This is a genomic window from Candidatus Chloroploca asiatica (genome assembly GCF_002532075.1).
Lineage (GTDB): Bacteria > Chloroflexota > Chloroflexia > Chloroflexales > Chloroflexaceae > Chloroploca > Chloroploca asiatica.
Map to the genome: position 1 here is coordinate 71070 of NZ_LYXE01000046.1, position 20908 is coordinate 91977.

Below are 20908 nucleotides of genomic sequence, written 5' to 3' on the forward strand. Positions count from 1 at the left end.
ATCGCTAGCGGGTCGCATCAGCAGGTGCAGGAACATCTACCGTCGCCCCAGATGAGGCCGGCACCATTGGCACTGACTCGGCAGGCGTTGTTTGCGGGCGCAGCGGAGCATCAGGATCCGCCCCTGGATAGAGGAAGGTACCCTGCTCGGCAGGAATTTTTTCCTGCTCAACAATGATCCGGTTGTCACGCGCCCACGGGTCATTGCGAATCCCCGTCACTTGCCACGAGACCTTGAGCCCCGCTGAGCCCCCGGCAATCGCAAAGCGATTGTCTACGATCTCTTCGGCGATATGCAGATTGGGGCCTGCGCCGCCAATGGGCGTCAACTGATAGCGATACTCGATATTGAGCGCCTCGAAATAGTCGGGCAGGATCACCTCGGCGCGTCCGTTAGCATCAAGCACGACATTGCCATTGTAGACATTCATCATATCGGGCGACTCGACAAACGAATGGCTCAAATAACGATTGGCCGGGTCAAGCGGATGATCAATCAAGAATGAGCCGCCCGATTTGCTCAAGGTGCCCGCGACGGTGACACGACCCTCGAAATAGCCACCCCATCCCCCTGAAGCATTGCGGCCCCAGACGCCGACACTATTGTCAGCCCCACTGACACCCCGTACCCCGGTACCTGTGGAACTGCTCGCATTGACCCCGTTCCCCGACGTGCTGACCGCATTGACCCCGTTGCCCGATGTGCTCCGCCCACTCAAGCCATTCGCCGCGACACTGATGCCGACCACCCCCGAAGCACCAGACACAGTAGACTGATTTTCGACCCATAGCGCCGTGTAGCCGACATCCCCGCGCCACGTCGTGCCAAGATGGTTGTGATCTGAGCGCGCTACCAAGCTCGAGCTGCCGTTGGCACTAAAGTTGACGCTAAAGGTTGTGCCTGAACGCGACAACCCTGAACCAGCACTGTAGGTCGTATCATTGTCAGCCGCTGGTGTCCAGGCTGTCCCGTTCCACTTCAAGACCTGGCCGCTGGTTGGGGCAGTCTCAGCAATGGGTTGCTCGCGCAGGGCATTCGTGCTTTCGCTCGTAACACTATTCTCGCTGTTGACGCTATTCTGGCTGTTCACACTATTCTGGCTGTTCACACTATTCTGACTGTTCACACTATTCTGGCTAAAGATCGCCATCGGCACGCTGGTAAGCTCCTGGCGAGGCGAAAGAATCGTGAACTCACCGGTAGAACCACCCTGACGCACCGCAATTTCGAGAAACCGTGCGTCGCCATCAAAGATATCTCCGAAATCAAGGGCTACCACAAAGAGCCCACGGTTGACCGTGACATCCTCGCGCAACAGACTCGCACCAACCTGCGAACCACCGGTGGCGGCAGTGTAGAGAATGAAGCGCAGATCGAAGCTTCCGCTGGCCGGTGCTCCGTCAGTCGTCAGCACACCCTGGTAGTTGAAGCTCGTACTGGCGCTCAAGGTTCCCTGCGCTTCGGCTGGATAGCGCGTAGTCGCAACGAGCACGACGACGATAAAGACAAGCACGGCCGTGAATAACGTACGCATAACAGTCACCCTTTGTCACAAAGCTTATGTCAACGACTTACCAGCGGGAGAAACACACAATGGCCCGTACACGGCGTCTCCGGTGCGGCAGTCACGAGGCCCGGAGTGTAATACTGGCCTTTGTTGGCGGCAACGGTGATTTTGCCGGCCTTGTCAACAATCTGAACAAGATAACGTGAGTTCGTATCACCAGTGAACGAGCCAACCCATTTTTGTGAGCGTGGATCATAGGCGAGATCCATTGATTGCAGTTGGCGTGCGGTCTGGTTGATGTCTTGAATATAGGACAGCACGACTCGCTCGATCCCGGCAACCTCAACGGTACCGACTTTGATCTCGACCTGAGTAGTGCCAACACGGGTAATACCATCAATGACGGTCGTTTCGCGTGAAAACTGTTCGTCCGAAAGACTGTAGTAGATTTCGGCGTTGACCTCATTGAGCAGGCGCAAGGCCCCCAGATCCGCATCATACTGACCAAGTTGCGTCACCAGGCTCGACGTCTCATTATGGCGCTGGATTGAGACTGGGACAAGCGGCAAAAGCCCGCGGGCCTGGGCAAGTTCGCCAGGTTCATCATCGGGTTGGTATTCGTTAAAGGGGGCGGCAATGAGCGGATCGAACGGCTCGGCTTCCTGATAGGTTGCCTCGAGCAACAATACACCACGCGCCTCCAGATTGGGGGCGGTCACATTGCCAAAGTGCAACGGCTGCACCGGCAATCCCGGCACCGTCTGCACCGAACCATTCAACGCATAGTAACCGCCATCATCGGTCTCGGACAGCGCAAGATTCTCGGCATTGCGAAAGTCAATCGTCACCGAGCCGGTCAAGACTGAACCATTGCTCACCAGGGCAGCGCCGCCACCCGGCAAGATGGGGGTAAAGCCGACTCCAGGGAACTCATTGCCCGGGCCAGAGAGGACGGCGCCAGTCTCGAGTTCATACATCGGCAAGCCATAAAAAACGAGTTGCTGCATTACCTTCTCGTCATAACTAGAGAAAGATTGGCCCTGCTGAAAATAGAGGCTTTTTGCCGTCGCGAGCGCCTTGCCCATGCTCGCCCGCGTCCCTTTGAGCAATTCTTGCGTATAGAGCCGGATCATGCGTTCTGAGAGGCCGATGGCACTGCGCATCCCCCAACCATAGCCGGTATTGCCGATATAGTTGGCCCCGCGGCCAACAAACGCCTGCGGGAGATCAAGCGGGTTCGTTTCATTCACAGGGGGCAGATTGAGCCCGGCATGGCAGGCCGGCGAATAGATCAGGCCCCCGCGTAAATCGGCGGTACCCTCGGCGATATCAATGGCGCGCAACGCATTGCCTACTGGTACCCCGTGGGCATAGTGCGTTCCGTGACCATTGAAGATTTGGATATTAAACGGCGAAGTGGTGCGTGGTTGCAACGCACGTAGTTGATCGCCCGTCCAGGCATCGCCGATCAGCGTGCAATCAATGCGGGGAATGCCCAGATCGGCCCGCCAGTCGTCACAATCGGCTGACGCAAGATCCTGCACAAAGTCGTAGCCGGTGATCAAGGTATTGCTCACCGTGGTGCGCTGGCGTTCGAGGAAGGCGTCAAGCTGCGCAAGGATCTCGGTGGGCGTTTCGATCAGGCGACCCGTCGCAAGATCGGGGATAAAGAGCTCGCGCCCATTGGCCTCGGCTGGCTCGCGATCCGAGAAATAGTCATCAGTGAAATAGTGGTTGTCTTTGATCGCAACCCCAGCAGGATGGTTCGTACTGACATGCGCATAGGTTCGTTCGGGCGAACGCGGGGTCGTATCGAAGATCCGGCGCATCGGAAGCGCCCGATCATCGCCGACCAGCACCAGATATTCAAGCCCACTTCGCTGCTGCTGATAGGTGAGCACAACTGTACGAATCGCGGCTGTCACCTGATTGGCCTTTTCGACATTGCCAAGATCGGCAGTCCAGGCTGCATAGGCAGCCTGAACCTGGGCATTAGCGTCAAGCAAGACAATCTCCCCGCTCACCTGCGGATGCTGCGCCAATGCCTGAAGGCGCGTCAAAACCTCAGTGGCCTCGGCGACACTATAAATCTGGCCAAAGCGCGTCTGATTGAAGAGAATCAACGTCCGTACCTCGGTCTGTCCTGGAGACGGGGTGGTACCCTGGGTTGGGCCAGGGGAAGGCGTCGGCGGCGGTGTCGCTGTCCCTTCGCGGACACGCAGCGAATATTCGGTGCCGATGCCCTGGTAGCTCGGATTATACTGGCGAACGCGCACAAAATAGGTACCGGCACGAGCCTCGGTCAGGCTCACCTGCGAACTGGTACCAGGGGTAAAATCGTCATTGAGTGCAAGCAAGACCTGGTTGGCATCGTACAACTCAACGACCGTATCGGCTTCGGCGCCGAGCGCGATGGCATCCACCAGATAATTTTTGCCCGCTTCGGCGACAAAGGCGATCCAGTCTTCGTCACCTGCCGGACAGAAGTTGCGGTTTGTTGCAGCACTTCCAACGACAACGACTCGCGCACTATTACGGCTATTATCATCCTCAAAGGCATCGGGCTGGCAGATGCGTTGGGATACCTTGAGATCATAGCTCGTCAGATCGCCAGCAACGGTTGGCGAGAAATCCTTGATCTGCAACAGATAGCTGCCATTGACCGGCGGTTCAAAGCTCAGGCGCGAGGCTTTGCCGGTACCGCCATCATCATCACAGGCGATCTGTTCACCGGTGCTGGTATGCAGACACATCACGGTATCAGCTGCTTCACCCAGATTCAGCGTCTCGATGGTATAGGTCGTTCCGGCATTGGCCGTAAAACTGACCCAATCAACGTCGCCTTCAGGGCAAAAATTGCGCGTCTGGGTCGTTCCATCAGCCGCAATTGAACCTGCTTGTTCAAGCGTATCGTCATCTTCAAAGCTATCCGGCGTACACCCCGAGACACTTAGACGCTCGGCGCGTAGAGTATATTCGGTGCCACTGCCGGCAACCTCAGGCTCAACCTGGGCCGCTTTGAGATAGACATGGCCGGTCTCTGCCGCAATAAACTCGATGGTGGCCCCACTTGCCGCACTGGTTGGGGCGTCGAGTGTACGATAGAGCTCAAGGGTTGCGTTTGCCCGTGGCCCGACATTCGTCGCCACGACACGATAATTTGCCCCTGCCTCGACCGCCAGACGTACCCAGTCATGATCGGCAGGCTTGCAAAAGCTGTGGGTTTGCACGGTCTCAAGCGGCAAATCGCCAGCGGTAGCGGCACTATTATTTGGCTCGAAATAACTCGGGCAGGCGCTATCGTTGGTTACCTGAAGCGTGTAGGTATGATCAGGTCCAGCGTCAGTCTTGTTATTGAAAATCCGTAGAAAGATCGGGCCATCGGCAGGGGCAGTGAATTCGGTAATGACTTTGTTACTAAAACTCGGCGCTCCTGTGCAGGTACTGTAGAGTTCAATAATTGGATCAGCATCAACCCCGGTTGGACTCGCTTCGACCGCATAGGTGACCCCGCCGACTGCATTGAAGGTCACCCAATCGACATCACGTTCGCGCCCCGGATTTGGAAAGAAATTGCGACTCTGCGGCGTTCCATCCGTTGGAATAGGCTTGGCCTGAACACACGTATCGTCATCTTCAAAGGCATCAACTCCGCTCGGCACACGCGGAAAGAGATTATTTTCTTCGTCTAACTCGGCAATGAAATTTTCCCATGGCGGATCAACCCAGGCATAGACCGTCGGCGGCGTGCGGGTAAATTGCTGGTTAAACCGGGTAAAGCTAAACGTCCCCCCGGGGGGCAACATCAGCGCATAGCCGGCAAACGTCGTATACTCAGTCTGCTCATTTGGCGGTTCATCGGTCGGTTCAACATAGAGATAGATATTGAACCGGCCCGACGTTGCGGCGGTACCCTGATTTTTGACGACGACTTCGATATCAGCAGTGCCACCCACCCCAGGTTCAGGCGGCGTCAGATTAATCGCCGTAATCACCAGATCCGGCAACGTCGTATTCGCCACCCCACGCGATGCAGCGATGGGCGTTCCGATGGTGGCAGGAGAAAGGGGCGCTCGTATGCCGGAGGCCATGGCGAAGGCATGGTCTGTTGGTTGAGTCCCGCTACGACTCGGTGCCGCCCCGAGCGACGTACCCAGACTTGCCAGCAAAGCAATCAGGCCCACCATCGTCATCCCAAGCGCATACGAGGCAACTCTTGTCATGATCTTTTTTCTCCTGCGCTAGGCTGGCGGGGTTTCTTGGTGCTTTGCTGGTCGAGAACCCCAGCGTAGCTGGGGTTCTCGACCAGCAAAGCGAAAATCCCTGGGGGCCTGCGGCCCCCTTGCATCACGGATTATTATAGACCCCGGCAAACCAGACATCGGCACTCGTCCAGCCGTTATTGTTGCCATACCAGCCGTTGTTGACATAGAAGCTACGCTGATAGCTCGTATTGCAGATAAAGAGGAAGCATGAACGCTTGCTCCGTTGGGCGTAGCCATAGGCGACCGGGTAGTGTTGCAACCAGCCGGTACCAACCACGGCTGGCGCACGCCGGTTGACGATCTGATCGCGGGCAAGATTGCGGTTGCGGTCACATGCCCCAAACCAGCAAAGACCGGTCGGATCGTAGCGGGTATTCATCCGCCACGCGGCGCTTGCCCGTGGCTGTACATACTTGGATGCATCAATCATCCGCCACGGCCAGGTCGCCCCACTGCCGGCGATGCAGAAGGTGCCAATATGCCCACGGATCTCGCTTGTCATATTGCGCACGCCGGTATCCTGGCTCTTTGGCGCAACGACATTGCTGCCGAGGCCGCCATTTTCGCGGTAGAGCCCCCAGTGATTGCGCCAGCGCGGGTGATTCTCGGATGCACGTCGGTCAACCCAGGCAAAGAGGATCGACCAGGCCGTTGCGCCACAGCCGCTGGCACAACCGCCCGTGGTAAACTGGCCGTAGCGAATGCCGCCCGTATTGCCGTCGGCCCACCAGTATTGCCACGGCCCCCACGAGTTGAGCGTTGCCCCCGCCCGGCTTACCGCAACCTCAGCCGTGCCACTGCCACCCCGATTGACGACGGGCAGATAGACCGCATTGGCACCAGTGAGGCCAAGCGCTTGACTGTTGGCAATCGCATACTTGACTGTCTCGGTGACCCCGCTTCCATAGGTGATTTCAACATTGATCGGCAACAGCGTTGCGGTATCTTCGGGTTCATCAAGTACCACCAACCGGACACCACGCAACTGTGTCTCCGCAGTCAATTGTTCCTGCTGGAGATACTGCGCTGTGGTTCCGTCGCCCGTCACACTGATCGCGGTAATCGGCTGATTCGGCAGCCCAAAGACCTCACGGAGATCCCCGCGGATCAGTGTTTCACCGTTGGTGCGCAGGTTCTGATCCAGTGTCCAGGTCTCTTCGACCCGTTGCGTCTGGGCGGCAAGCAACGGTGCGTAGGCTGACTCATACTCCTTCTTCAAGGCTTCCCACGAAGGCCATTCTTCCTGTTCGCTCAGTGGCAACTCTTCGGGGCCTTCACGCTCGACATTGCCCTCTGAGTCGACGCCTTCGGTCACCAGTTCGGCTTCTTCCTGCGGCAGATCATTCAGACCCGGAATGCGTTGCGGCAGATCGCCAAGATTCACGACATCATCCACTGCAACCGTGATGCCCAGTGGCGTGAATGCTTCATACTCCGAGACATACGAGAGTGCATCGAGCTTGTAAAACTCGGTCAACTTCGCCCCAAGCGGCGCAATTTCAGCCAGTTCCTGGGTCGGCGACATACCCGAAACGTCCCAGTGCGACACAGGATAGTCATGCTCGCCAGCGGCAAGCTGAATAAAGCCGGCTGGCTCATAGCCGTTTGGCCCTGGCTTTTCAACACTAAATTCATAATAAGCTGGGGTTTGCAGATCCGGGCGATAGATAATACGCACATCACGGCTCAGGCGAGCCTCGGCCCATTCGGGGGCGAGGTCGCTGCCGCGCAACTCTTCGAGGAACTCAATGGCCCGGCGTTGCACCGCCTCGGGCACCTCTTGACTCTGGGTGAGATTTGGGCGATGCGGGGCGGCGGGGGCCAGACTGACAGCAAAACTCGCCTCGTTCGCGACGGCACGCCCATTGCGCTCGGCCAGCAAAAAGAGCGGCCCATCACGCAGCGCGGTAAACTCAAGCGTGCCATCAGTCAGCGCAAATGTCGCACCGCCACGGCTACAATGGTCATAGAGACTCAACTGCAGCGCGGCAGCCTCACTCACCTCGAGCCGATAACGCTGATCCTGTTTGACCATCAAACGAACCCAGGCTGACCCTGAGGACGTTTGGGCGAAAGACTGCGCGAACTCGGTGCCCGCTTCGACCACGGGAACCTGGGCACAATTGGCAAGACTCGCCTGACGTGACGCTGCGGCCAAGAGCGAGGGCAAGGCCAACGCCCCTCCAAGCAGCACCACAACGAGCCATAACCCAATCAAACGACCCGACGTACGACCAGAGAACCGACGGGGTTGCTCCCTTCCCATGTTGACCAATTCCTTTGTGCTGGACTCATCAGGGCCTCAAAACTGGCGTGTGGGGCAACTGCAAGCCAATGCAGGGGGCACCTGGGCAAAGGGGAAGTGGCAGAAGGCGCTACAGTTGCACCTCAACCTGGGAGGCTCGATGAGCATATAAGCGTCCAAAACACGAACAAGGAGCGAGATTGACGCATTGTTTTGTTGGGATTGACCCCATCATAGCGCATCAACGCTGAGTTTGTGGAGGGAACAAACAGGGAAGTTTGGCGGATCATTGGGGGAGCAAAACCGGAAGATCGAGCGCAACAAACTGGCAGCCGTGGCCGCGGAGAATCTGGATACAGCCCTGGTCTTCGCCCAGCGCCTCGCGCAGACTCCGCAACGCGGTACGCAGACTCTCAAGGCTCGCTGCGTCGTGGCGCGCCCAAAGCGCTTCGGTCAATTCTTCACGCGAGACGATGCGCTGGCGATGCTCGACCAGATAGCTCAAGAGTTGAAACTGTTGCGGTGGCAAGGGCAACGGCTCACCGCGCAACAGGGCCGTTTTGAGTGACGGCACAATTGTCACCGGCGGCACCTGGATCAAGCCGGGCAGGGCTTGTTCAGCCACAAAACGGCGAAAGGCCGGCGAAAACAGGGTTGGCTGCCCATTGGCATCACGGGTCACAAAACCATTCTCTTCGAGGCGACGCACCGCAGCCGGATGCCCGGGAGCAAGCAGCGCAAAGAGCGCCAGCATCTGCTTGCTCTCAGGGTTCAACCGATGCCACATGGCGCTCGAATGCGCGGCTGCTTCGCTCAGAAATGCATGCTCAAGTGTTGCCGCATCATAGGGGCGCTGCAACTCACCGATCTTCAGCAACTCGATCGCATGGTAACCGGCGATCTGGAGAAAGAGAGGATGGCAACCGGCGAGTTCCAGCAAGACAGCAAGCAAGTGTTGATCAAGCACAAAACCACTCTGTGCCGACAAATCCTGCAACAGCAGCCGACTCGCTTCAACCGAGAGCAACCCAAGGCGAATAACGGCAAAATCATTGAGCAACGCAACGTTCCACGCCTCAAGATGCGCATAGTTGAGGTCAAGCAAGGGGCACGACGAAGCAAGCACATAGGCAACCCGATGCGTCGTAGACAGTGCCCGCAGACTCGTGTAGAAGATCTGATCAAGCTGCGTATTCGCAAGCAAACTCTCGAACTCGTCGAGCAAAAAAATCAATGTGTAGCCGTTGTTGCTGGCGCGTTCAATGGCTGCTTCGAACTGGGCGAATGTTGCGCCTTCGATGCCATCCGCACGACACCCCGACGCAGCAGCCCCCGATACTTCGCCGATCGCGGCAAGTAGCCGCCCATAGATCATCTCAGGGTTCGCCTGAACGAGACTCTGGCAGTCGAGGTAGACGCAACGGAGCAGGCTGACCTCACGCCCGATCTGGGCATGCAACGCTGGATCGCCAAGTTGCAGCAGCAGTGAGGTCTTGCCAATGCGCCGCGGGCCAATCAGCGCCACACTCTGCCCAGAGGCAAGAAACGCGAGGGCACGCTCGAGCAGCGGCTGGCGCCCATAGAGGTAGCGCCGATCACGGATCGGGCCACGGTAAAAGAAATGATTTTGCATCACCCACCCTGCTACAGCGCGATGTCACGCGCAAGTAACTCTTCTTCGGTCTCGCGGCGCTGGATCAGCCGAGCCGAGCCGCCTGCTAGCAAAAGCACAGCGGGGCGTGGAACAAGGTTGTAGGTGCTCGCCATGCTCAACGTATACGCACCTGCGGTGGCGACCGCTACGATGTCACCAGGTGCACCGGATGGCAGGGCTATCTCACGCAGCAGAATATCACCAGATTCACAGTACCGGCCTGCGACCGCCACGACCGTATCCGCTGGCTCGGCGGCACGATTGGCTAGCAGCGCACTATACCGCGCCCCATAGAGCGCCGGGCGCAGATTGTCGGCCATACCGCCGTCAACGTGTAGGTAGAGCAGCCGTCCATCGGGCGCATATTTGCGTCCGATGATCCGATAGAGCGCAACGCCCGCCCGCGCAATAATGGAGCGTCCCGGCTCGATCGTCAGCCTAGGCAAGGGGAAGTTCGCCCGCGTACACGCCTCAGTCAGGGTCGCGGCAAGCGTCGTCGCGTAGCCACAAATATCAGTCGGTGGTTGCTCGGTCGTATACGGAACCCCCAGACCACCACCCGGGCTCAATTCGGTCACAATATGGCCGTACTGGTCACGCACATGCACCGCCGCTTCAACCAGTACCTGCAGCGTCGCCTGCAACTGATCAAGCCGAAAGAGTTGCGAGCCAATATGGGCATGCAGGCCCAACAAGTGGAGTCCAGGTGCCGTCAGGATCTGGGCCACAGCTGCATCAAGTGCGGCAAGGGGCAGGCCAAACTTCGCATCACTGCTGCCGGTGGCAATATGGGCATGCGTCTGTGCGGCAATATCCGGGGCGAGACGCAACAAAACGCCCTGCGGTTGTGGGCGGTGTGCTGTCAGTGCGCACAGGTGGGCAAGCTCATCAAGATTATCCACCACAATCGCGCCAACGTCCCATGCCAGCGCCCGCTCAAGCTCGAACGCACTCTTGGCATTGCCATGCAGATGGACGTGCTCCATCGGCACCCCGGCCCGCTGGGCCACGCGCAACTCAGTCGCCGACACCACATCCAACCCGAGGCCTTCCTCGGCAACGATCTGGGCGAGCGCGGTATTAAGCAACGCCTTGCTTGCATAGTGGACGCGATGCTGCGCCGGGTAGACTTCGGCAAATGCCGCCCGATAGGTGCGCATCGCGCTGCGCAGCGTCACCTCATCAAAGACATAGAGCGGCGTCCCATGCTGCTCGGTCAGTGCAACCAGATCGCATCCCCCAAGCGTGAGCCGCCCATCACACACCGCAACCGTCTCGGGCCACACATACATCAGTGCTGCTCCTCAATAAGCCGATCACTTCGACGACCCTGTGCGCCGGTGCGGGGAGCCAGCATGCTGGCACCGCGCACGACGCACAAACGGATCACCCTTCAAGCAGTAACGCTTCAGGATCTTCCATCAACTCTTTGAGCCGCACCAGGAAGCGCACTGCCGTACTCCCATCAATCAGGCGATGGTCATAACTGAGCGCCAGATACATCATCGGGCGGATCACAATCTGACCATCACGCACAATCGGGCGCTCTTCGATCTTGTGGAGACCGAGGATGCCAACTTGCGGCGCATTGAGGATGGGCGTGGACATCAACGAGCCATAGACACCGCCATTCGTAATCGTAAAGGTGCCCCCCATCAATTCAGCGAGGCTGAGGGTACCGTTGCGGGCTTTGCCCGCTAGCAAGCCGATCTCCTGCTCGATCTGCGCAAAGCTCTTGCGGTCAGCATCGCGCACCACCGGCACCACCAGGCCCTCTTCAACGCCAACCGCCATCCCGATATCGTAGTAGTGCTTAATCACCACTTCTTCGCCCTGAATTTCGGCATTGACCGTCGGGAAGGCCTTGAGTGCCCCGACTGCGGCTTTGGTAAAGAACGACATAAAACCGAGGTTAACCCCGTGACGCTCTTTGAAACCGTCCTTATGGCGCTTGCGCAATTCCATCACGCTGCTCATATCAACCTCATTAAAGGTTGTGAGCATAGCGGCGGTCTGCTGAGCTTCGACCAGACGACGGGCGATCGTCTGGCGGCGACGCGTCAGGCGTTGCCGTTCCTCACGGCGACCATCGCCCCCCGCAGCTACCACTGGGGCCGGCGTTGGTGCATACTCGATAGGCGTTGGGGCCGGGGCAGGAATGGGACGAACCGGTGCTGCCGGTGCCGCTCGTGGGGGATCAACTGGTTGGGGACGCGCAGGTGCCGCAGGTACCGCAGGTACCGCAACGGCACTGGTCGCAGGAGCCTCCACGCTCCGCAGCACATCCTCTTTCGTAATGCGCCCATCAGGGCCAGTTCCGCTGAGGGTACGCAGATCAATGCCATGCTGCGCGGCCACTTTCTGGGCCGTCGGGGTAGCGACGACGCCACCGGGTAGACTCACCGCTTCCTCTTGCGTGGTATGGGCACCATTCTCACTCCGGACTGCGGTGGCAGTCGGTGGCGGAACCACGACGGTCACCGCCGAACCGGGAACAATCGTCGTCAACACATCACCAATGCCGACCGTCGCCCCCTCTTGCACCAGCAGCGCACCGATTACCCCAGCATGGTCAGCTGCAACCTCAAGATTGACCTTATCGGTTTCAAGTTCAACGACTGGCTCACCAGCGGCAACCGCCTCACCCGCTTGCTTCAACCAGCGCGCCACAATCGCTTCCACAATCGACTCACCGAGCGCTGGAACTTTGATCTCATATGCCATATGCTTGCTCCGCAAAGTCACTCACAAAACACCCCCAGGCTTACCGTACGGTACTAACCACAACCCCGGCGACGGCTTCACGCAAGATGCGCTGCTGCTCGCGGGCATGCAGACTATGCATGCCCTCAGCCGTTGAAGCCGACTCACCCCTCCCGACATAACGGAACGTCAGGCCATCATCAAGGATCGCCTGCAACCGCGGGGCGATATACGACCATGCGCCCATATTTTGTGGCTCTTCCTGCATCCAGATCACCTCGTGCAGATTGGGGTAGCGCTCAAGCGTCGCCCGCAGATCGTGCTCGGGGAACGGATAGAGCATCTCGACACGCACGAGATCAACGCTGCCGCCCGCTCGTTCGAGTTCACCCGAGGCTAGCAGATCAATCGCGACCTTGCCACTACAGAGAATGAGCCTGGTCACATCTTCGGGAGGCGGCGCATCGGCCCCGCGATCGAGCACCGGCTTGAAGGGGCCAGCCGTCAGATCGCTAAGCGACGAATTCGAGCGCGGGTTGCGCAACAGGCTCTTGGGCGTCATCACAATCAGCGGGCGCGGATGCAGCGCCAGCGCCGACGCTTGGTAGCGCAACAAGTGGAAATACTGAGCCGCCGTGGTCGGATTCGCCACCCGGATATTATCGGTGGCGGCGAGTTGCAAAAAGCGTTCGAGGCGCGCCGACGAATGCTCGGGGCCCTGACCCTCGTAGCCATGCGGCAACAAGAGCACCAGGGCGGGATCAACGGCCCACTTCGAGCGCCCCGCGACAATGAACTGATCAATGATCACCTGCGCCCCATTGGCAAAATCGCCAAACTGCGCCTCCCAGAGCACCATCGTGCCGGGAGCGTGGGTGCTATAGCCATATTCAAACGCAAGCACAGCCGCCTCCGAGAGCGGACTATTGTAGAGAGCGAACGCAGCGCGGGCCTGGGGCATATGGTGCAACGGAACAAAGCGTTCGCCCGTCAGCGAATCGTGCAGCACCAGATGGCGCTGGCTAAAAGTACCGCGCTCGCTATCCTGTCCAGTCATACGGATCGGCGTACCGTCAGCCAGAATCGCCGCAAATGCGAGCGCCTCGGCATGCGCCCACTCAATCCCAGCGTGGTCATGGATCGTCTGGCGGCGGCGCTGCAACATCCGTTCCAGCTTGGGGTGCGCAATAAACTCTTCGGGGCGATCAAGCAGCGCCTCATTCAACTCAAGCAACTTCTGCGCCGAGATCGGCTTGGCAAAGATCGTTTCGCGCAAGGGGTTGGCGAGAGGGGCAGGCGGCAACTCCTCGGTCGGTGGCAGGCTGGCCGCGAGGCGCTGACGCTCACGCACCGTATCAAACGCCTGTTGCAGCCGCTGCATGACGCCCTCCACCCGAGCCTGGGCTTCTTCGTGGGTAATCACACCACGGCGCTCTAGCTCGCGTGCCCAGATCTCACGTACCGTCGGATGATTGCGGATCTTCTCATACATCCGGGGTTGGGTAAATTCCGGCTCATCACCCTCGTTGTGGCCCCATCGCCGATAGCCGACCAGGTCAATCAAGATATCCTTCTGGAACTTGTCGCGGTACGCCCAGGCCATGCGAGCGACCGAAATGCACGCCTCGGGGTTATCGGCATTGACATGCACAACCGGCATCTCGAAGCCGCGGGCAAGATCAGAAGCATAGAGCGTTGAGCGTGATTCTTGATAATCGGTGGTAAAACCGATCTGATTATTTAAAATAATATGGATCGTTCCGCCAACGTGATAGCCTTCCAGCCGCGACATATTGAGGGTCTCGGCGACGATCCCCTGCCCGGGGAAGGCCGCATCGCCGTGGATCAAGATGGCGAGTGACTCCTTCTCGTCCTCCTCGGGATAGCCAGGGCGCGTACGTTTCTCCTGGGCAGCGCGGGCACGCCCGACAATCACCGGATTCACATACTCCAGGTGGCTCGGATTGGGCGAGAGGGTAATCGGCATCTCAGAGACACCACTCTCACGATAGGCCTTGCGAGCGCCAAGGTGATATTTGACATCACCCGTCCAACCCAGGTAGGTATCTTTCGTATAATCTGGCGTATGAAATTCACTCAGAATTGACGAGTATGGTTTCCCAAGAATATGGGCAAGCACATTGATCCGCCCACGGTGAGCCATACCGATCACGACCTCACGGGTACCACCAGCAGCGGCATTGCGAATAATCGCATCAATCACGGGCACCAGCATATCGGTGCCCTCGATCGAAAACCGCTTTTGCCCGGGGAAGGTCTTATGCAAAAAGCGCTCGAAGGTCTCGACCTCAGTCAGGCGGTCGAGCAACTCACGCTGGCGATCGGTATCGAGATCAAAGGCAAAGCGGCCACTCTCTGCCGCCTCACGGATCCAGTTCCGCTCTTCCCAGTTCTGGATCTGATCGGTCTCATAGCCAATCGCCCCCGAATAGATCTGGCGCAAACGCTCGACCCCTTCAGCGGCATTGCGAACATGGGTCGCCACAGGCCCACGGATAATATGGGCGGGCAGCATCGCGAGGTCAGCCTGGGTCACCCCGTGCGAGATCAATTCCAACCCAGGATCACCGGGCGGGTCACTCCCCAGCGGATCGATCCGGGCCGCCACGTGACCCAGTTCACGCAAATACCGGATCAGGCGTGCCGCACCAACAATGCGCGTCACATCAAGTCCGGCCCCATGCTCGCTATCGCGCACCTCAACCCCAGGAGGCGTCCACGCCGCAAAAAAATCGCGGGTTGCCGCATCAACCGAGTCAGGATCGGCCTGATAGCGTTCGTACAACTCCATCAAGTAGCCCGCATTGGGGCCATGAAACTGCAGCCATTCGCTCATACGCTTCTCTGTTTCTCACGTTCCACCGCGGTTGCGCTCACCTGGCCTGCCCGTATGCTGATCACTGGCGCGTTTCGGTGGATCTTTCTTGCACAATTCTTGCTGGCTCGTATTGTACCATGAGCCCATAGTGAATGGGTGGAGACGAGGGGCGCTGCCCCTGGTGTCCACCCATTCACTATAGGCTCAGCACTGGGCCACAGACATCATCCGCATAAAGCCTGCGACGCGACAGAAACGCACCCTTACCGCAAGCTCAACGGCAGATAGACCCGGTAGACCTCGGCTTCGAGCGGTGGCACATCACCTACCAGCGCATCCGGCAGAGCATTCACCGGTACGAGCGGGGCAACAGGCAGATCTTTCTCTTGCGCCAGCCCACCACCCAGCGCCTGCACCGACGCCGGAGCACCGCCAAGCGAGGTGCTCAGCCGGTATTCTGCCGCCGTGTAGCCGTAGACCTCGACCTGGTAGATCCCCGCTACGACCTGGCTAGCCGGGATGATCACCTGCTCGTTCGCACTCCCTGGCAGGTTGCTCACCCAGGCCGATTGTTGCGGATCAGATGACCAGACATAGAGATCTGCATCACCCGAGAGGACTTCCAGGTTGACCCGGAACTCCTGGCCTGCCCCGACCTCATAGCGGTAGATGCGCGTCTGGCGTCGCCTGATCTGGTCAGTTGCTGGTTCGTAGGTGATCAGACGACGTGCCTGGCCGATCGAGATGTTATTCGCGCCGTCTCGTGCCCGTACCTGCAGATAGTGCATGCCAGGCAGCGGTGCCAGGGTCCAGCGGTAGCTTTCGGGCGTCTGGTTGTAAGGCAACCACCCTGAACTCGCCATCGGCACCCAACGCTGCGCGCCTTCGTTATAAACATACTCGATCACATGGACTGACCGCACCCCGCTGGCATTTGGAGACGGGTCAAACGCACTGATATCAACGGTAATGCCGCGGGTCACCACAGTCGTCGCAACCCCACCATTGATCGTAATTCCCGTTACCACGGGTGGCGTCTGATCACGGGCGGCCACAGCCACCAGCATCGTCCGACTGATCACATTGTTGGTCGTCGTGCTCTCGGTGAGCGTTCCCTCGGGATCAATGATCGCATAGAGCGTCACGATCCCAGCGCTGGGCAGGGTAATGCTCAGCGGCGTGGTACTCTCGCTGCTCGCCGGTGGATCAAGGAACGGCACCGTCGCGCTGCCCAGCACCGGGCCAGTCACCGAGTCACGGCGGAAGGTGACCGGCACATCAGTCAGGGTCGTCTTGCCCCCACTGCGTTGCACCACCAGACCCACCTCGAAGGGCTCATTGGCTCGTGGCAAGACCGGGTTGATCCACAACTGATCGCTGCTGCTAAAGAGATCGTCGAAGGTTGCATCAGTCGCATCAACCACGGTGAAGGCGTTGGCAAGTTGCGCCTCGCCGCCACCGGGATTCGTCACGACCACGTCGTAGGGTGCCGGCGTAAGACCCGCCGGCACCACCGCGAGCAGCGTCGTACCATCAAGGCGTGTCGTCTCAAGATTGGTACTGCCGAGGCGCACGCCAGCCCCTGCCGCAAAGTTGCGCCCCTGCACCAGCAGCTCGGTCTCAACATCATTCAGCGCCGACGGTGGCAAGACACTTGTCACCGCCGGGGCGGCGGCCAGCACGGTAAAGGCGTTGGGCAAGGTTGCCGTACGCCCGTTGGAGTCCACCACCAGGTCGTACGTACCGGGCGGCACCGTCGCCGGAACCGTTGCCGCAAAACTGGTCGCCCCCTGCGCAGTAACCTCAGTCAACCCGAAGGAGCCTGCCACCCCAACGAGCCGGGCCGCGGGCGGGGGTGTGGTGGCAAAACCAGTGCCCTGCACCGTCACGCGAGTCGTCTGACCGGCGGGGCCTTCGCGTGGCGTCACTGACTGCACCAGATCCTCGCCAGGCCCCTCGGGGAGGGCAACAAAATCCTGGCCAACCAGATCACCGGTCAGGGTTATGATGCGCGTAGCTGGCGTGAAGGTATACCCACTCCGCGCCGGGGTCAAGGTATAGCTACCCGGAGGCACCCCATTCAGCGTATAACGCCCTTCATCATCAGTTATCGTCACATGCGTGCCATTGGCAATGGTCACCCCTGCCAGGCCCACGCCACCAGTGCTCACCCGTCCTTGAACAGTGAAGAGTTGCAGCCCGGTTGCTTCGACACGCACCTGATCAATGACTGGCCCATACGCCGAGGTGAGACTCGTAAACTGCAGGCGGGTCGTTGCGCTGCTGGCCGTGACGGCATAGGCATGCACGACCCAACCCATCGCGGTGCGCGATTGTCCACGGGTATCAAAGGTCAGCGTATCAACAAGCGCACCGCCCCAGTAGACTTCCATCTGCTTGAGCCCGGCCCGATCCGGATTGCCCGACATGGCAAAACTGAGCAAGTAGGTTGTCCCGGGTTGGGTCGCGAGATCCTGATGAACCGATCCGATCCGATCGCCAGCGAGTTCGAGTGACTGCTTGCCATCGGCGGCCTGCCAATACAGCCCCACCAGATCAACATCACCCGCCCCGATAAGCCATTGGCCCATCGTCGCCCCGGCGCTAAAGCGCTGCCAGCGCGCACCCACATCTGGCTCTTCAAAGCTGCCATTCAGAACCAGGTTGCTCGCGCTGACTTCCACTGCCGTAAAGTCCTGATCAGCTAGATTGCTATTGACCGTCACCACACGTGCGGCTGGGGCAAAGCCATACCCACTCCGCGACGGCGTGAGCGTATAGGTTCCCGGTGGCACCCCCGTCAACAGATAGGTGCCATCACTCCCTGTCGTCGCACTCCGCGTCCCATCAGTAATGATCACTTCGGCGAGCCCCGCCCCCGCACTGGTCACTCGCCCCCGCACTGAATAGGTCAACGGAGCACTCGTCGGCGTCGGTGTTGGTGGCACCGTCGTGGTGGTGGTGGTGGTGGTGGTCGTTGGCGTTGGTGGGACGGTCGTGGCGGTTGCCGTTGGCGTCGGTGGCACCGTCGTGGTGGTTGCCGTTGCCGTTGGCAGGACAGTCGTTGAAGTCGGGGTTGGTGTTGGCGTTGCGGTCGGATTCGGCGAACTCTCCATCTGATAGAGTTCCGCACTAGCAAGGCTTGTGTGCAAGGTCTGATAGCCGCCAGTTGCCAATACTGTGCCATTTGATAGCACCACAACCGCATGCGCACTCCGCCCAACATTCAGATCATCGGTACGGATCCATGTGTTGCGTGCAGGATCGTACAACTCGCTCATGGGGCGTGATGTGAGTTGGGCCTTATCGCTGCCGCCATTGACCAGTACCTGACCATTCGGCAGCAGCACCATCATGATTCCCATCGTCACATGCGGCTCTTGCAATGAACCGGTAAAAGTCCAGACACCAGTCGCCGGATCGTAGACCTCTGCACTTACAACATCGAGGGTATTGTAGCCACCGGCCACCAGCACCGTGCCATTCGATAGCAATACAGCCTGATGATGGTGACGAGAGGTATTCAGACTACCCGTATCACTCCATTGCCCGGTCGCCGGATTATAGATCTCCGTGCTTGCCGTTGTTGGATAAGAACCCCCGCCAAACTGTGAGCCACCGGCGACCAGCACCGTGCCATTGGGCAAGAGTACTGCCGGATACCGCATCCGGGCAGTCTTCATACTTCCCGTCGTCGTCCACTGTCCAGTCGCTGGATCGTACAACTCGGCGCTGGTGAGATCACCACTACCATACCCACCCGCAACCAGCACGTTGCCATTGGGCAGCAGCGTTGCCGTATGCATTGAACGTCCACGCTGCAAGTTACCGGTTCTACTCCAAGTGCCTGTCGCCGGATCATAGATCTCGGCGCTGGCAAGCCAACCCGCACCTTCACCACCGGCGACCAGCACCTTACCGTTAGGTAACAAAGTTGCCGTGTGAGCCAGACGTGCCTGGTTCAAATTACCCGTAGGCGTCCAGATCCCCGTCGCCGGATCATAGAGTTCGGCACTGGCGAGGCCAGAACCCCACTGCCCTGATGTACCACCCGCCACCAGTACCCTGCCGTCAGCCAGACGGGTAGCAGTGTGCCATGCCCTACTGACCTGCATACTGCCAGTGAGTTGCCACGTACCAGAGCCAGGCGTAGAAGGCGGAGTCGCGGTTGAGCTTGGCGTATTGGTCGGGTTTGCCGTGGGCGGCACGCTCGTAGATGTCGGCGTTGTCGTGGAGGTGGAGGTGGCCGTCGGCGGGACACTCGTTGGCGTCGGGCTTGGGGCCTCACTTGCTGAACCCTCGACGCGCACGTGATCAATCACTGCGCCATGATTACTGGTCAAACCCGTAAATTGGAGTCGGGTCGTCGGTGCGTTAGTCGTGACCGTATACGTATAGATAACCCATCCCATATTAGCGTGTGATTTACCGGTTGTATCAAAGGTCAGGGTGTCAAGCAGTGTCCCACCCCAGTAGACCTCCATCTGCTTAAGCCCGGCACTATCCGGGTTGCCCGACATGGCGAAACGAAGCACATAGGTCGAGCCCGCTTGTGTCACCAGATCCTGGTAGACCGATCCCGTCCCTCCGCCTGCCAGATCAAGTGATTGATTGCCATCGGCGGCCTGCCAGTATGTCCCAACGAGATCAACATCGCCTGCTTCGACTATCCAGGCACCTATCGTTGCCCCAGATGAGAGCGTCTGCCAGCTAGACCCTACATCTGGCTCTTCAAAGCTGCCGTTGGCTACAATTGAACTGCCTGGAGCAGGGGTGGCTGTAGGCGTGCGGGTCGCCGTGGGCGTATTAGTCGGCGTGCGGGTCGCCGTGGGGGTGTTAGTTGCCGTCGGTGCTGGCTGGCCTGTCGGCGTCGCCGTGGGCACGCTGATCGGCGTAGGCGTCGGGCCACCTGTCGCGCTAAAGTCCTGACCACTCAGGTCATCCGTTACGCTGATCGCCCGGGTTGCCGGGGTAAAGTTGTAGCCGGCGCGGGCGGGGGTCAGCGTATACGTGCCCGCCGGCACCGCATTCAGCAGGTAGAAACCGGAGGCATCGCTGGTCGTACTGCGGGTGCCGTCCGAGATGGTTACGCCCGCCAGACCAATGCCGTCCAAGGTCACCCGCCCACCAACGGTATAGCGTCGTTCGACGCCAGCGGGCGGCGCACCGAGCCACGGGCTAAAGACAACCCGGTCACTCACGCGGCTTCCCTGACCAGCGGCGTTGAGCGTAGGGTGGTACGGCCCCGAAGCCGCGCCCCACCAGTTGTTCGCCGCCTGCACTATCACGGTCGTACTGCTATTGTTGACCCCGTAACTGCTGTTGTCAGCCAGCGAACTGTTGGTAATCGTCACCACAGGCGAGCCACTGACGGCAACCCCCGTGCTGTTGCCGCTGATCAAGCTATTTTCGATCAGCAACTGGCCCCCGGTGGCCTGCGCCCCAGTGCTGCTATCGATGAGGGCACTGTTGCGCACGGTGACGGTGCCACCGTTGTTGTAGATGCTGCTGCCCCCCGTCCAGCCAATCGTGCTCTGCTCCACCAGCAGGTCACTGGTCAAGACCTCCAGGCTGCGTCCGTAGGAACTCCCGCCATAGCGCACTTCCACATGGCGCAAGCGGCTCCCCTGGCTTTGCGCGGTGAAGCGGATGCGTTGCCAACTCCCCGGCGCCGGACTGCTCTGGTCGCCATCCC

Annotated in this window: 8 protein-coding genes; all 8 read right to left on the bottom strand. The window is 59.3% G+C overall.

The annotated features are described in order from the left end of the window. Positions 1-4: 4 nt before the first annotated feature. The 8 genes from A9Q02_RS04310 to A9Q02_RS04345 all read right to left on the bottom strand — a co-directional run bounded on the left by A9Q02_RS04310 (position 5) and on the right by A9Q02_RS04345 (position 20822). Positions 5-1534 (bottom strand): autotransporter outer membrane beta-barrel domain-containing protein, encoded by a 1530-nt coding sequence (locus tag A9Q02_RS04310; RefSeq protein ID WP_097651127.1) that lies wholly within the window; start codon positions 1532-1534, stop codon positions 5-7. A 29-nt stretch (positions 1535-1563) separates the two neighbouring features. Further along, complete coding sequence (locus tag A9Q02_RS04315) at positions 1564-5730, bottom strand: pre-peptidase C-terminal domain-containing protein (protein WP_097651128.1); 4167 nt, start codon at positions 5728-5730, stop codon at positions 1564-1566. Positions 5731-5854: 124 nt separating this feature from the next. Beyond that, positions 5855-8038 (bottom strand): hypothetical protein, encoded by a 2184-nt coding sequence (locus A9Q02_RS04320; RefSeq protein WP_097651129.1) that lies wholly within the window; start codon positions 8036-8038, stop codon positions 5855-5857. Between the two features lie 265 nt (positions 8039-8303). Next, positions 8304-9650: a winged helix-turn-helix domain-containing protein gene (locus A9Q02_RS04325; protein WP_097651130.1), complete on the bottom strand. Its 1347-nt coding sequence runs from the start codon at positions 9648-9650 to the stop codon at positions 8304-8306. Between the two features lie 11 nt (positions 9651-9661). Continuing rightward, a complete protein-coding gene (gene lysA, locus A9Q02_RS04330; RefSeq protein WP_097651131.1) occupies positions 9662-10963 on the bottom strand; it encodes a diaminopimelate decarboxylase in 1302 nt (433 codons plus the stop codon). Between the two features lie 94 nt (positions 10964-11057). Further along, positions 11058-12395 carry a 2-oxoglutarate dehydrogenase complex dihydrolipoyllysine-residue succinyltransferase gene (gene odhB, locus A9Q02_RS04335; RefSeq protein ID WP_097651132.1) on the bottom strand — a complete coding sequence of 446 codons (1338 nt, stop codon included), beginning with the start codon at positions 12393-12395 and terminating at the stop codon, positions 11058-11060. Between the two features lie 40 nt (positions 12396-12435). Continuing rightward, complete coding sequence (locus tag A9Q02_RS04340) at positions 12436-15231, bottom strand: 2-oxoglutarate dehydrogenase E1 component (RefSeq protein WP_097651133.1); 2796 nt, start codon at positions 15229-15231, stop codon at positions 12436-12438. Between the two features lie 245 nt (positions 15232-15476). Further along, positions 15477-20822: a choice-of-anchor C family protein gene (locus A9Q02_RS04345; RefSeq protein WP_216361440.1), complete on the bottom strand. Its 5346-nt coding sequence runs from the start codon at positions 20820-20822 to the stop codon at positions 15477-15479. Positions 20823-20908: the final 86 nt, after the last annotated feature.

Excerpts from the sequence above, each read along its gene's own strand:
- A9Q02_RS04310 (WP_097651127.1), bottom strand. The coding sequence starts at position 1,534 with ATGCGTACGTTATTCACGGCCGTGCTTGTCTTTATCGTCGTCGTGCTC.
- A9Q02_RS04340 (WP_097651133.1), bottom strand. The coding sequence starts at position 15,231 with ATGAGCGAATGGCTGCAGTTTCATGGCCCCAATGCGGGCTACTTGATG.
- odhB (WP_097651132.1), bottom strand. The coding sequence starts at position 12,395 with ATGGCATATGAGATCAAAGTTCCAGCGCTCGGTGAGTCGATTGTGGAA.
- lysA (WP_097651131.1), bottom strand. The coding sequence starts at position 10,963 with ATGTATGTGTGGCCCGAGACGGTTGCGGTGTGTGATGGGCGGCTCACG.
- A9Q02_RS04320 (WP_097651129.1), bottom strand. The coding sequence starts at position 8,038 with ATGGGAAGGGAGCAACCCCGTCGGTTCTCTGGTCGTACGTCGGGTCGT.
- A9Q02_RS04325 (WP_097651130.1), bottom strand. The coding sequence starts at position 9,650 with ATGCAAAATCATTTCTTTTACCGTGGCCCGATCCGTGATCGGCGCTAC.
- A9Q02_RS04315 (WP_097651128.1), bottom strand. The coding sequence starts at position 5,730 with ATGACAAGAGTTGCCTCGTATGCGCTTGGGATGACGATGGTGGGCCTG.